The following is a 14,284-nucleotide window of genomic DNA, read 5'->3' on the forward strand; positions in this document are numbered from 1 at the left end:
ATCTAATACAACCGATACCGTTCAATGGCCCGGCGAAGAGATGCCGTCTCTTGCCGGGTCATGTTGTATCCGGCGAGATCATTCGCCGCCTCTTCGGGGATCACGCCGGACAACACGAGGCACCCAAGCATACGCAAAATATACTTATCCATTGGGCGGATAAACGTGCTTTCCGCATAGCCATCCACCCGGGCGGATAACACCATAAACTTATCGAAATCTCCGGTCGCATACGCCTGCATTAGATCATGTTGAATGTTCGGGAACGCGGCGCCGAGTCCCACCAAAGCGCTGCGAGCCCCGCGCATCAGCGAGTATCCGAACATCCGGTCTTCCCCGGTAATCAGCATCCGCTCCGGAAAACGTTCGACCAACAAGGTCGAGACGTCCTGCAGCGTCATGGCGCTATCGAGCGTCGCCATTTTGATCCCCGCCGTTAGGTCAAGGGATAACAAGACGTTCAGCACCTCTGCGGTGTAGGCTATCCCGCCGGCCTCCTCGTACAAATAAAACAGGATAAGCGGGACCCCTAACTTCGATAACTCACAATGAAAGTCTACAATGGCTTGATCCTGTTCAACTGCCGGGAGCTCCCGGAATATCGCAGGCGGAAAGACCAGCAGCGCATCCGCTCCCCCCTGGACCGCATCGGCTGCCATGGCCAGGCTATCCTGCTTCCATCGACGGATCTTGGCTGCCCCCAGCAACCGAGGGTCCGGGAGCGCTCCTACGCCGGCCACCAGCAGCTGCGATTCTCCAAGCGCTACTCTCCATTGCTCCAGCACCGTCATTCGTTCCGAACGGTCCATATGCAAGCCTCGTCCCGTGTGCGCCCAAACGGCCACCCCGGCAATCGATTGCGCCGCAAGATATTTGGCATAAGCCTCTTGCGCTTGCCTGTGAATTTGCCCCTCCCGCGTTCGCGGCACCGGCACGGCCGGTACAAGCCCCCATTCCAAGGCTTGTCTCACCCTGTGGGTCTTCATTCGCTCGAGTCCCCCCTCCTAAAAAAATCGCGTCCCCGTCCTTGGTACCAGGTAGTAACCTCGCGAAAAGAAGCGAGGCCGTCCTTCACCCCAATTTCCCCCGTCTCCTTTAAATGCAGCATCCAGGGAACCAATCCGTGCTCCGGATGAAAATACAGCTCGTGCAAAGCCCGCTCCGTTTTGCTACCTCGGGTCATGCCATACGCGCTGGAGGGCAGTTGGAACAAAGTATGCATCTGCAAGCTTTCGACGCCGCGGAGTGCGTATTCCAGCGCCATTTTTCCGGAATGGACATCCCCTGTCCCCGAGATGCCGGGAACGGGCGCGGACAGCTCGCCCTCCAGCTCCAATCTGCGTAATCGGGAGAGCAGGCGCAGATTCCGCCGGCTCAAATCGGGCCCGCCGTAGGCAGCTCCGCTTTTTCCGCAATCCAGGTGGTCACGGTCATATAGCCGATTGGCGTAAACTAGGTAATCCGGCCTTACCTCCCCGTCCTCGATCAACGTTCGGATCGTCCGCAGCTGGAAGGCATCCTCGAACACCGTATTCATCAGCTTGATGCCCAGCCGAATTTCGCCCGGCGGCAAAGCGGATCGAATCAGCTTTGGCACCTCCCGGTACCACCGCAGGATTGCCTCCTGCTGCAGGGCCCGGTCCGATCCGGCCAGGGTCGGGCTAAAATCCTTTTCCATTTGAAGCGGACCCGTTTCTCCGGCCTGCCGCCAAACCTCGGCCAAGCTCTGCGTCGTATAGCGATACTCCTCCCAGGCGAAATCGTCGTCCCCCGCCGGCAAATGGTATTTGCAGGAGGGCACGACCACGGTTCCCCCTTCCCGTCCAAGCCGCAGCGAGGCCGCAACAAATCGCAAGTATTCGGCAAAAGTCCCATGCCAGCCCCGTCCATGCCAGGTCACATTCCAGCCGGTGTCGCCCGTTTCTTTGCCCACGATCGGCTCCACCTTCATCCGCGTATCCTTGACGGCCCAGGCTTCCATCGAACGTTGGCCTTGTCCGTTCTCCGCGATCACCGTCTTAAGCACAACAAACCCCAGGCCCGCCTGCGCATCGGTACGGACTTGGGATTCGTTCAGCGACAGCTGGCCGGCCGCTTTCCCAAACGGGTTCTTGATCGGGGCCGGTCCATATTTCGAGGCGACGTCGATGCCGTATTCCTCCATCAAATAAGCCTCCACCCGCTCCGGCAGGCCGGTATGCCGAAACCGTTCGTAGTCGCGGCGGATTCGGGCCCCATCCGCCCAGCGGATACCAGGCACGGCAGGCAATATCAGGCGGTTCATCTGCTTCATCCCCTTTTGAAATCATGCTATATCCAGAATTGTATGCCGGCCAAGCTCCCGTTTTGTCCGCCGAAACACCTATTTTTTCCCGGTCATCAAAAATCGCCGAGTTGCAGCGCATAAATCTGCCTGGGACGCCCGCGACCTACCGGCTGCTCCTCCCCAACAATCGTGGCTAGCTCATATTTCTCCAACGCAGCCATAATGCGCCGGGCGCTACGCAGCGTAATCCCGAACCCTTCGGCAAGCTGCGCTGCGGTTAAGGTCGAGCTGTCCAGCCTTCGGCAGAGGGAAATCAAGCGGTTTAACGTCCCCACGCTTAACCCGGCTTTCTTGGCCATCGCGATCAGCTCGGGATCTTCGCTGCGCGCCGAATATTTTAGCGTTAACTCCGAGCCCATCGGCCCATACACCTGACCGTCCTGCATCATGAGAAAGCAGTTGCCGCCTCCGCCCGTTTTCGCTTTCAAGAGCGCTTCCCGGGCTTTCCCTTCCGCCTCGTTGGCCGTTCGGCCCAGGCCGATCCCAATGCTCGCCTTCCATTGCAGCCGCTCCATCACTTCCAGCAGCAGCGGGGCTTGCTCGAACTTCCGGGTGACCTGTTCGAGGATTCCCCGCGTTGTTATGAAGGACACCTCATTGGAATCCGTCCAATTGATCAAGGACTGCGTTTCCTCACCGAAATCGATCAGGATTTGCTGGAGGATGATTTTTTTGCGCTGAATTTCGTATTCGGAAGCCGCCTCCTTCACAACCCGATCGAAATGGTCGATGCTCAGAATGCCGATGGCCATTTGTGTGCTCGATAATCGCAGGCTCTTCCCTTCTAGAAGCGCCCGGTTTAAGACGTCCCGGATCGCGGATTGTGTGGGGACCACGCGAAAGGCGGGAACGCCAAGCTCAACAAGCTGCTGGAAGACCGAAGTGACGCAGGTGACAGTGGCCGCAACCAACCCCCGGCTCCAGAGATCGTAATGAAAAGCGACCAAATCCTCATGATGGGTGCCAGCGGTGTAGGGTTTCACGTAAATTTGCCGCCCAACCAGGCCCAGTTCCTCCAGCTGCTCTTCCAGCTCATGCCGCAGGAGCACATCCACGCTGATTCGGATTTCTTCGTTCAGCTCGAGCAGCCGACTCCGGTAGAAATCAAACAGCACCTTATACAACGCGGTCCCGGAGTATTGTACATGCACCATCGGCACACCGGGTTCGCTGTCCAACGCAAGCTGATAGGGGATCGGCCCCGTAAACAGCAAAATATCGGCCTGCTCTCGAACGCGGGCCACCACCTCTAACGTATCCTGCTCATGATCGTAGGGACTTGGGATCATCGTGAGCTCCCGAAACACGCTGCCGACTTCCACAACCTTATCCACCAGGTCACTTGGACCGATTACCGCCACATTCAGGTTCAAGGTCGATCGCACCTCCACCGAATAATTCCTTCTTCACTTCGAGGCATGACAATCGCGTTAACTCCAAGGCCAGGTCGCCAAAATATTCAAACGAGATAAATCCGTCATACCCTAGCTCCGCCAGCTTTTGCAGAATCGCGCGATGGTCGCTGTCTCCCTGCAACACGGGAACGGGAACACTTTGAGCCCAGTCCTGGTGGTTCCATTTGTAGTTTTTGACATGAACATGCGTGATCCGGGGATAAAATTGATCGAATACAGGTAACGGATCGAGGCGATCCACGAAAAAATTAAACCCGTCGAAAATCAACTCCAACTCCGGTCCGCCGTGATTCAGGAGCATGGCGATACTCTCCACGGTGTCGGCCAACGTGTTGTTGTGCATTTCGACGGCCAGTTTAACCCCCTGCTTCGCGCAGGCTTCCGATGCAGCCGACAAACCGTACAACACGCGGTTCCACAACGCCGGGTCCGCCTCGCGGGACGGCAGATGTCCGGCAAAGACACGAACTCTTGGGCAGTTCAGCTCCGCCGCCCAGCGAGCCGCCTCTTCGATGTCCTGGAGATCTTGTTCCCAGGCTTCAGCGCTTTTGGAAAAGGTGGCGTAGGTGCTGATTACCGGAACGTGGAGCCGGCGACCCGCTAAGTTTCGCCTGAGTTCGGAGGGCGAGCCAGCTGCCTCAAGATGACCGTCCCACAGCTCAACCCCGTCAAGTTGTAAACGGGTAGCTGCCTCCAGCACCTGTTCAAGGAGGATCCCTTTGAGTCCGGTCGAGCAAATGCTGAATTTCGGCGTGGACTCCCTGGCAGGCTTATTCGAATTCGACAATCTGCTCCACCCCCATGGCGTGGGAACGGTAAACCGCCTCCAGCACGGTGATAACGGACTTGGCATATTCTCCGGAGCACTCCGGCTCCGTATGATGTTCAATCGCCTCCAGCAAGTCATGAAGCTGTGCGGCGAAGGGGGATCGTACCTCTAGGGTGATGACTTCCTCCATCGGCTCATATTGCCCGTCGCGGCTGATCCATACCCCCTTCGGTGAGACCAGCCTGGCCATTCCTTCGGTAAAAATCAGCTCCGTCTCGTCTTTCGCCACCCCCGCATAGCCGGATTGAACGATCACCGCACCGATGCCGTCCTCCGTTTCCGCCAGAACCACGCCGCTGCCTTCCACGTTGCCAACAGGCGCTTCATAACTCAGCACCGCCTTCACCTTCGCCACCCGGCGGCCGGTTAGCCATTGGATTTTGTCGATCGAATGAGCGCCTAAATTCATCAGGATGCCACCGCCGGCCTTCTCCTTCTCCAGGAACCAGCGCGGCCGGTTCTCCTCGAAGTAGTCCTTGTGCCGGGTGTCGTGAATCGCCACCAGCTTGCCGAGCCTGCCGCTTGCAATCAGAGCTTTCGCTTGCCGGTTCGCCGGCAAATAATGCTGCGTGTGCCCAACCAGCAACGTCACGCCGGCTTCCTTCACCGCGTTCAGAATGGCATCGCAGGACGCCGAGCTCAAACCCATCGGCTTCTCCAGCAGCAAGTGGCAGCCGTTCGCCGCGCAGAAGACGGCGCACTCCTCGTGCAGATGGTGCGGCAGCGCAAGGATCGCGATGTCCGGCTTTTCCTGAACAATCATCTCCCGATAGTTGTCGTACCAACTCAAGCCGTATTCCATCGCCACCGCCCGGCCCTTCGCCTCATTCGGATCCGCCACCGCCACCGCAGTCAACCGCTCCGGCCCCAGTTGCCGGATTGCGTCGAGATGATTGTGCGAAATGCCGCCGGCTCCGATCAATGCAACGCGATAACTCATCAAACTCCTCCTTTATCGCCTCTACTTAATGCCGGCAGAATTGCTGCCTTGCACAAAATACTTCTCTGCAAACAAGAACACGAACAGGATCGGGATCAGGCTCATCAACGCGGCGGCGACCATATATTGTTCATTCCCCGACCACTGGCCGGCCATCGACAAAATGCCGATCGGCAGCGTAAAGTTCTCCTTCGAAGTCAAGAAGATCGCCGGGGACAAGATCTCGTTCCACTTCGTCATAAACGTAAATACCGCCAGTGTCGCGAAGGTCGGCTTGCACATCGGCATGAAGATCCGCCAATAGATCTGCATCGGATTGCAGCCGTCCAGCCGGGCTGACTCCTCATAATCGCGGGGGATACCCAGGAACGCCTGCCGCATTAGAAAGATGCCAAACGGCTGAGCCAACCATTCGATGATCCAGAGGGGCGTCAGCGTGTCGAGCAAATGCAGCGACTTAAAGATCACAAATTGCGGAATGATCAAGACAACCGGCGGAATCATCATCGTGCCGAGGACAACGAGGAACAGGGTGTTTTTGAAAGGAAACTTAAGCCGAGCAAACGCGAACGCCACCATCGAGCAGGATATCAACGCACCAATCACCGACAACACCGTGATGATGACGCTGTTCATCGTATACTGGCCAAACGAGCCCAGCTTCCACACTTCGGCGTAATTGCTCCATTGTACGGGCGAAGGCAACCATTCCGGCGGAAACTGAGTGTACTGGGCATAGCTTTTTAAGGAGTTAAACACCGTGGTTAGAAAAGGCAAAAACATAATTAGCGAGCTGCCAATGATAACGGAATAACCGGCGATTTTTTTCTTCTTCATTCGTAATGCACCCACTTTTTCTGCAGCGTCATTTGGACAACCGTCAGCAAAAATAGAATCACGAACAGCACCCAGGCGATGGCGGAAGCATATCCCATGCGCAGGAACGAAAAGCCCTCCTGATACAAGTAAATCATCAGCACCAGGCTCGCTTTGTTGGGCCCGCCTGCGGACGAGGCATCCATCGCCCCGCCGGTCATGACGTAGATTTGCTCAAACGCCTGGAACGTCGAGATCGTACTCATGATCAGCACGAGGAACGTGGTGCTCGAAATCAGCGGCACCGTAATGCGGCCAAACTTCTGGAGCGTCCCCGCACCGTCGATTTCGGCCGCTTCATATACCTCGGAGGGGACGTTTTGCAGTCCGGCCAAATAGATCACCATAATATACCCGATGCCCTTCCACACCGCGATCAACACGAGCAGCGGGATCACGAGATGTTCATCCTGGAGCCATTTTTGCGGGCTCAGGCCGATCGCCTGCAGCAGCGAATTAGCGAAGCCAAACCGCGGGTTAAACACCGCATCCGAGACGTACATAATGACCGTCCAGGAGGAGATCACCGGCAAGAAATGCGCGAGCCGGAACAGCTTCAACGCCCGCAGCTTCTGGTTTAACGCCACCGCCAGCACAAGGGCAAAGAAGGTCTGTAACGGTACGAATAAGACCGTAAAATACACGGTGTTCCCCAGCGCTTTCCAGAAGACCGGCTCGTTCAGCAGCTTGGTATAGTTGTCCAGCCCGGTCCACTGAGGCGGGTTCAGGATATCATACTTGGAGAAGCTGAAATACAAGGAGGCCAGCAGCGACCCCAGCACAAACACGAGAAAATGAACGATATAGGGGGTCACCATCAGGAGCCCCCATTTGCCGTCGTTGTGCAAGCGACTTCGTTTTTTGCGGAGGGGAGGAGACCCGATCTGAGTCAGGTCTCCCGGTCGAAGCTCCGCTGTTTTTTCCGCCATGTTCATCACGCTTTCTTATCGAATTGTACAACCCGGTCCGATTACTTATAAAATTCGTCCAGCACCTGCTGTACATCCTGATCCGCCTGGGTTAAAGCCTCGTCGACGCTAATCTCGCCTTCAAACGCCCGGTTGATGCTGTCTCCGAACTTGCCAACCCATTCGCTCCAGACCGCGTTCACGTCCAGCGTTCCGGCGGATTCAAAGCTGTCGAGAAACGCCTGCTTGTGATCCGGCTTCCCGCTTAAGAATTGCTCGGAGTTCGCCACCGATTTTTTGACCGGCACCGCTTCTCCCAGTGCGGCCCATTCCTTTTGCGCTTCGTCTTCGGTCGCCCAGTATTTCACCCATTCCCAGGCCGCTTCCCCTTTGGCCCCCTCCGCCTTCTTGTTGATTACCCAGGAGTTGGCGATCACCGGGGAGAACCGCTTGCCGTCCGGCCCCTTGGGCAGCAGGGTGACGTCGTAATTCAGGTCGGCCGCATTGGCATCGATCGTGCGGGCGTAGATCCCGATCCGCATCGCTGCTGCTTTGCTTGGGAAGGGAGCCATGTTGCTCTGGAAGCTTTTTAAATCGGAAGGGGTTGTTAACAGCTCACGCTGCATGCCGTCTACGATCCATTCCATCGCCTGCTTGTTCTCCGGGGTGTTGATGATCGACTTCGTCAGCGTTTCGTCCAACACGCCGCCGCCGTACGATTTCAGCACCGTCATCCAGCCTTCCGTAATGCTGAAGAACGTGAGGCCGTATTGCGTGACTTTGTTTTTGTCAAAAGCGGCATCGGACGCATACACGCCGTTTGAATCCTTGGTCAGCTTTTCGGCCGCCGCCTTGAGATCGTCCCAGGTCCAGTCTTCCGTTGGATACTCCACTTTGGCCTCATCGAACATGTCCTTGTTATAGTAGAGGACCGCGATCTGAATGCCTTGCGGGACGCCCCAATACTTCCCGTTCGCGTCTTTGTTGAAGTCAAGGCCGTAATAGTCGTCCTTCTGCAAATCCCGTTCAATCCATTCGGTCAAGTCCTTTAACACGCCGCGTTCTGCGTATTTCGGGACAAGCACGCCGTCGGACAACCAAAGATCGGGCGCACTTTCGGCGGCAATCTGCGTGTCGAGCTTCTGGAAGAACTGATTATACGGCGAGGACTCCGTTTTGATCGTAATGTTCGGATGCTTCTCCTGAAACTTGGCGATCAGCTCCTGCATCTTGGCATCGGTTTGCGCCGAGGAATAATAGCCTAGTCTCAACTCCACCGGTTTGCCGGTCGTGTCCTTCGGCTGATTTTGCGTTTGACCCTCCGTTTGTCCGCCGGAGCAGGCCGTGACGACCAACATGAACGTCAAAATGACGATAGCCCCTATGCTTTTCCGCTTTCTACCCAGACGTCCCATTTCCATCCCCCTTGCTTATTTCCACCCCGTGTAAGCTTTTTCAAGAAGGTCGATGGGAGTGGTGGTGTTGTTATCTTCAAAGTAATGGACGCTGAATTAGAGTTCAACGTCCTTAAGTCACCCCAAATTCGTCCGTATCTTAGACGTTCACGATAAACGTTTGTACGGGGGAAGCTTCCGTATTCGATCGGCGAACCAGCAGCACATCGCCGCTGAGGTGAACGCCGGCAAATTGATAACTGCGAGGACCCTGGTGCGAAAATAAAACCGCATCCTCCCTGCCGCCATGCGTGATCGACAGGGCCGTCGCCAGATCCCTTGAAACTGGATTGCCATAGCTGTCCAGCACATCCAGCGGGCGGATCACCGGCGTTCCCTCACTCTGCCGCCAGGCGGGGTACAACACGGTGACAAACTGCGTAACCCCTTGGCCGGATTGGCGAAGGACCACTCGGCAGGAGGGTGTTTTTTCGTTATAGTTGCGGGAGATCCAGCTGGGTTCCACCTCGATTCTCACCGGGTGAAGCGGAAGGATTCGCAGGACGGGTCCCTCCCCGCCGCCAGCGGCTCCGATCGCGAGATGGCCCTCCGCTTGAAACCGCACTTCAAGCCCTTCCGCCAAATGAAAGGGCAACGCATACGCATGTTCCGCGTCTCCATGGGAGCGGCAGGTGTCGACGACAACCCAATAATCCGGCTTGATGAACAGGATTTGCCGCAGCACTTCAACCGGCTGGGGCAAGCGCCAATAGCCGTCATGGCCCCCTTGGGCATAATCGTACTCCGGAGCGGTCCGCCATACGCGGCCCAGCGAACGGGCGACGTTGTTCCACTTCCAGGAATCCACGTAGTCCGATATCGTCTGCCCGTCGACGGACACCGTATTATGCTGGAGCGATTCCTTAAAATACTGGCGATCCCGGTTCTCCATATAGGTGCACCGCCCCGGATCGACGAGAAACTCGCGTCCGTAAGCAAACAGGCTGATGTGCAAGGCATCATCATGTCCGTGGGCCCGAATCACATCCATATGACCGTTATCGAACCACAGGTAACGGGCCGTGCGCTGCCAATCGCTACGCATGAAGGCATACCCGCCTTGCGCCAGCTCCTTGGAGACGAACTCCGGTTCGACAGGTTCAAGCTGCTCGTAAAGCTCGAATCCTTTTTGCGCGAAATACCAGATGCCTTCGTAATCCAGCACAGCATAAGCTTGCGATTTCAAATCCCCCCGCCGGTACAGCACGGCCCCTCGCGCCAGCACATCGCGGATATCCGTGCTGTCGCTGTCGCTAAAGTTCGGCTGGCGTCCATCCGGCTGAACGATCGTCAGCGAGGCGGTGTACATGCGGTTTAAGGTATCGTGCAGGACCGAAGGTAACGTGATGCCGTTCAGCTCCGCAAGCCACACCGATTCGAACAAGCAATGCAGCACCTCATGGTGGTACATGCTGCTTTGTTCATTTTGCAGGCCGTCATCATAAACCTGGAGCGGACACATTTCGGCTAGTCGTTCGGTCGCCGTTTGCAGCCAGCTGGCCGACTCCTCCAAATCAGGGAACAAAAGCGCCAATTGAAACAGGCCGTTGGTTTCGAGAAACCCCCAGTTGCTTTGCCGGTCATGCGGCGTATAAGCGATACTCAGGTACATCCCGTGCCGCCGGACTGCTTCACGGAACAACGCCTCCTCCTCCGCCCCCCAATGCTGGGAGTCCCGCACACAATAATAGCCTTTAAGCCAATGGGAGATGCGAATGCCGCTGTCCAGCTTGCGCCAAGTGTCCTTGACGTTATAGCTTCGGCCGGCGCTCTCCCGCACTTCCGCTTCGGTCAGCGGATTTTGCGTCATCCAATCCTTCAACAGCCGGATATAACTTTTCGCATACGATTCTTGGCCGGTTAACCAATACGCTTGCCCCAGCTCGCCCATATACCTTGCCCGGTTCAGCATCACTAACCATTCCAAATCTTCGTTATGCCGGTAATCCCAATGGATCCCGTTCTCGAAGGTAACCTCCTCTTCGCAACGTTCCATATCCCAGCGATGGGTGAAAATAAACGTGTTCCGCGCCGCCAAATCAGCCCGATGCAGCACCTGCTCCACTTCCTCGGGCCAATGCTTGCGGCAGGCGTCCACGATAAACGGTCGATCCGCCTCACTCCAGTAAAACCGCCGCGTCCCCGAATTTCCTTGCTTCAGCTCCATTCGTCCCGCTTGCCTCCTTCCGGATTCCTCCTTCGGCCAAGGGTTCTTGGCCGCTCCTCGCTCCCTACCACGCACTGTTTAATGACCCAGCCACTGCGCCAATCCGGCTTGGACAAACCGATCATCATTAAGATCAGGATATGCGCGATAGACGCGATCCATCTCTGCAATTTGTCCGGGCGACAGCTCTTCCTCCGGATCAAGACACCATCGTCCGGCCAGCAGGCCTTGACGCCGCAGCACTTCATGAATGCCGGGAAGACAGCCTTTAAACCCGTTGGCCGCGTCAAAAAAAGCCGCATTCGCATCCGTAATTCGGATGCCGCGCGACAGCAGCTCTGCGGGAATGGGGGCGCCGCTCTCGCGGACGGCGATGATCTCCTCCAACAGCTCCACCGCCTTGGACGTCCAGACCGCCCAATGGCCCAACAGACCGCCAACGATCCGTTTCTCCACCGTTTGCCCCGCAGCGGTGTCGCAGCGGTAAACCGTAAGCAAATCCGCTACGATGTTATCGTCGTTACCGGTATATAACGCGATGTCGTCTCGACGGCTGGATTCGCATACCGCTCGCACCACGTCCAGCGTTTGGTACCGGTTAAAGGGGGCAATCTTCATCGCCTTCACCCCCGGCAGCTCCGCCAGTTCACGCCAAAACGCAAAGCTAAGCCTTCTGCCCCCCACCGCCGGCTGCAAATAAAACCCGCAGACAGGAAGCACCGCCGAAATCGCCTCCGTGCGGCGGATCAACTCCGCTTCGCTATAATCTGCCAGCCCATTGTTGCTGACCAGCCCCAGATCATAACCCAGGCCGGCGGCCAACTCCGCTTCACGAACGGCCTGCTCGGTTGGGCCGCAGATGCCCGCCACCTTGAGGAACGGGTGCTTGAGTCCAGCGGCTTCCACCTCTTCGGCGGCCAGCCGGAGCACCGGCTCGAACAAGCCGATCTCAGGGTCGCGGATTTGGAATTGCGTCGAGTGGACCCCAACCGCGATCCCGCCGCTGCCGGCAGCGAGGTAATAGCGCGTTAAGGCGCGTTGCCGCCGCTCATCCAGCTGTCGCGCCGCGTCCAACGCGAGCGGGTGGGCGGGGATCACGGTTCCCCGATGCAGCAGTTGATGCAGCTCGGGTTTTAACTGCGGTTGCTCGCCCATCAGAACACCCCTCCCCTTTCCTGAAAATGCGTTGGTTTGCCTAACGTCTCTCCGCCCGCTTCAATCCAATCCGCCGTCCAGCGCATCATCTGGCGGAGCGAAATCCGCGGATAACCGAGCAAAGCATGCGATGATGAGGCATTGCTTAGTAACGCGGTCGCCTGCTCCTCCCCGGTGAACACCGGCTGGATGCCAAAGGCTTCCCCAAACCGTTCGGCCAGCCAGCGGATCGAGACCGTCTCCGGCCCGGTGACATTGATCGTCTTCGGCGGCGAAGCGCAATGGAGCAAGGAACGAATCGCCATTTCATTGGCATCGCCCTGCCAAATCACGTTGACCAGCCCCATATTCAGGTCGATGGGCTCCCGTTCCTTCACCGCCTTGGCGACCTCCAGCAAGATGCCGTACCGCAAATCAATCGCGTAATTCAGCCGAAAGTTGACGAGCGGAGTACCGTTCTTGCGGGAGAAATACTCGAACACCCGCTCCCGCCCCAAGCAGGATTGCGCGTATTCGCCAATCGGTGCAGGGGCGGTTTCCTCCGACGCCCCGCCTTTGGCGATCTCCGTCAGCGGATAAATATTGCCGGACGAGAACGCCACGATCCGCGAGTCCTTAAATTTCTCCGCCACCCGCCCCGGTAAATAAGCGTTCATGGCCCAGGTATAAGACTCACGTCCATTCGTCCCAAACTTATGGCCGGCCATGTAGATAACATTCGGGACTTCCGGCAAGCGCGACAACGCCGTTTCATCCAGCAGATCCGCTGAAATGGTACGAACGCCGGCGTCCTCCAGCTCCTCCCGCAGCGTCCCCGAAGCAAACCGCGAGACGCCGGTCACCTGCGCGTTTTTTCCGGCGGCTGCCAAGCCTCGGGCTAGCAGCTTCGCCAAGCTGGGACCCATTTTCCCGCCGACGCCTAAAATCAGCACATCGCCATCCAGTTGGGCCAAATCCTGAATGAGCCGGTCCGAGGGCTCGCTCAACCGCTGCTCCAACTCCAATCTCGTTTTCATCTTTCGTCACCTCTTCTATGCAAGGGATTCGTACGACAGACTAAGAAGCCAACCGTTCCCCCTTTATGGTAGAAGTCGCAGGAATTCCAGACAACGACCTTATATCGCCCGAAATAACAGAACAGGAGGGAACCGGCTGTTGCCGATTCCCTCCTGTTCTTATAGGATTTGATTTTTGGGGTTAATATCAATTTCAAAGGGTTGAGATCAGCCGCCAGGGGCTAAATGTAAAAGTACAGTTGATTTTAGTGAAAAAGGCACTTTTTGAGCCCTCTGACTGCAAAAGTGCAGTATATTTCTACCTATTTTCCGTTTTTCCGCCGAATGGCCTAAAACTAACTGCACTTTTACATTCCATGGCCGGTAAATAAGGAAAAGTACCGAAGTTAAACTGCACTTTTGCAGTTCATTTTGAGTTCCAATAAGATGGGGCATTGGGCTCAGAAGCCCCATCCCTTCCTGCTCCGGCCATAGCTTTAACGCTAAACGAGTGATGTCATCCAAATGAGTTGAACGGGCTTGTTCAATCCTCACGTTTATCCCCCCCCCATTATAAAAACAACCCAGCCGGAATCGCTCGTTTCTTAGGCTGGGTCATTTGTGGTCTGAGCTTGCGGTTATTCTATTTTACCGTCGATCACAACTCCAAACATCCCGGTTAAGCCTTCATGATCGTTTAGTCCGTACTGGCGATAGAACGCTTCCTTCCCGTGGGAGGCAAACAAGCCGACGAAGGCTTTGTCAGGTGCATTTTCCCGGAGATAGCCCATCAAGGACTCCATCATCCGTCTGCCTACACCCTGACCTTGGTGATCGGGATCCACCGCAACATCCTGGATGTAAAAATAGATCTGTCCATCCCCCACAATCCGGCCCATCCCAACCGCTTTCCCGTTCTGTTCTACCACAACGCCAAATATCGATTGCTTTAAGGATTTGTCGGCAACGTCAAAATTCATAAACTCTTTCCAGCCTACAGCGGTGCAGAGCCGGGTATATTCCTCATAGGTAGGTACTCTATGAATGACCGTGTATTCTGTGCTCAAATGATCTTCTCCTTAAAGTAAAATCTTCCAAGATTCATTCTCTCATGAGTCGTCTCTCGGTTTCAATCCCCGGATCGTTGATGTTATCCCGCCTGAGTTCATGATCCATCAAGGGTACTCTCCCCCAAAAAAAGCATGCAACCTCAAATAGA

General features: G+C 56.3%; 13 protein-coding genes. All 13 read right to left on the reverse strand.

Annotated features, from left to right (window positions below; all coding sequences use genetic code 11):
* Positions 1-2: 2 nt before the first annotated feature.
* Positions 3-986, reverse strand: a complete 984-nt coding sequence (locus tag BN3277_RS19530; protein WP_059045601.1) for a dihydrodipicolinate synthase family protein — start codon at positions 984-986, stop codon at positions 3-5.
* Positions 983-2,284 carry a hypothetical protein gene (locus BN3277_RS19535; protein ID WP_059045603.1) on the reverse strand — a complete coding sequence of 434 codons (1,302 nt, stop codon included), beginning with the start codon at positions 2,282-2,284 and terminating at the stop codon, positions 983-985. The genes BN3277_RS19530 and BN3277_RS19535 overlap by 4 nt, the downstream gene beginning before the upstream one ends.
* A 95-nt stretch (positions 2,285-2,379) precedes the next feature.
* Positions 2,380-3,699 (reverse strand): helix-turn-helix domain-containing protein, encoded by a 1,320-nt coding sequence (locus tag BN3277_RS19540; protein WP_059045605.1) that lies wholly within the window; start codon positions 3,697-3,699, stop codon positions 2,380-2,382.
* Entirely contained in the window at positions 3,665-4,528 is an 864-nt protein-coding gene (locus BN3277_RS19545) for a sugar phosphate isomerase/epimerase family protein (RefSeq protein WP_059045607.1), read from the reverse strand. The genes BN3277_RS19540 and BN3277_RS19545 overlap by 35 nt, the downstream gene beginning before the upstream one ends.
* Positions 4,512-5,510, reverse strand: coding sequence for a Gfo/Idh/MocA family protein (locus BN3277_RS19550; protein WP_059045609.1), 999 nt, complete (start codon positions 5,508-5,510; stop codon positions 4,512-4,514). Before BN3277_RS19550 ends, BN3277_RS19545 begins: the two co-directional genes overlap by 17 nt.
* A gap of 21 nt (positions 5,511-5,531) precedes the next feature.
* Entirely contained in the window at positions 5,532-6,347 is an 816-nt protein-coding gene (locus BN3277_RS19555; RefSeq protein WP_059045610.1) for a carbohydrate ABC transporter permease, read from the reverse strand.
* Positions 6,344-7,315, reverse strand: a complete 972-nt coding sequence (locus BN3277_RS19560) for a carbohydrate ABC transporter permease (protein WP_059045612.1) — start codon at positions 7,313-7,315, stop codon at positions 6,344-6,346. The genes BN3277_RS19555 and BN3277_RS19560 overlap by 4 nt, the downstream gene beginning before the upstream one ends.
* A gap of 41 nt (positions 7,316-7,356) precedes the next feature.
* Positions 7,357-8,709: an ABC transporter substrate-binding protein gene (locus BN3277_RS19565; RefSeq protein WP_059045613.1), complete on the reverse strand. Its 1,353-nt coding sequence runs from the start codon at positions 8,707-8,709 to the stop codon at positions 7,357-7,359.
* Between the two features lie 139 nt (positions 8,710-8,848).
* Complete coding sequence (locus BN3277_RS19570; RefSeq protein ID WP_059045615.1) at positions 8,849-10,915, reverse strand: alginate lyase family protein; 2,067 nt, start codon at positions 10,913-10,915, stop codon at positions 8,849-8,851.
* Positions 10,916-10,993: 78 nt separating this feature from the next.
* Positions 10,994-12,070 carry a dihydrodipicolinate synthase family protein gene (locus BN3277_RS19575; protein WP_059045616.1) on the reverse strand — a complete coding sequence of 359 codons (1,077 nt, stop codon included), beginning with the start codon at positions 12,068-12,070 and terminating at the stop codon, positions 10,994-10,996.
* Positions 12,070-13,086: an NAD-dependent epimerase/dehydratase family protein gene (locus tag BN3277_RS19580; RefSeq protein WP_059045618.1), complete on the reverse strand. Its 1,017-nt coding sequence runs from the start codon at positions 13,084-13,086 to the stop codon at positions 12,070-12,072. Before BN3277_RS19580 ends, BN3277_RS19575 begins: the two co-directional genes overlap by 1 nt.
* 207 nt (positions 13,087-13,293) lie before the next feature.
* Complete coding sequence (locus tag BN3277_RS25600; RefSeq protein ID WP_148501089.1) at positions 13,294-13,620, reverse strand: hypothetical protein; 327 nt, start codon at positions 13,618-13,620, stop codon at positions 13,294-13,296.
* Positions 13,621-13,703: 83 nt separating this feature from the next.
* Positions 13,704-14,132: a GNAT family N-acetyltransferase gene (locus BN3277_RS19585; protein WP_059045621.1), complete on the reverse strand. Its 429-nt coding sequence runs from the start codon at positions 14,130-14,132 to the stop codon at positions 13,704-13,706.
* Positions 14,133-14,284: the final 152 nt, after the last annotated feature.

The organism is Paenibacillus rubinfantis, from assembly GCF_001486505.1.
Taxonomy (GTDB): domain Bacteria; phylum Bacillota; class Bacilli; order Paenibacillales; family Paenibacillaceae; genus Fontibacillus; species Fontibacillus rubinfantis.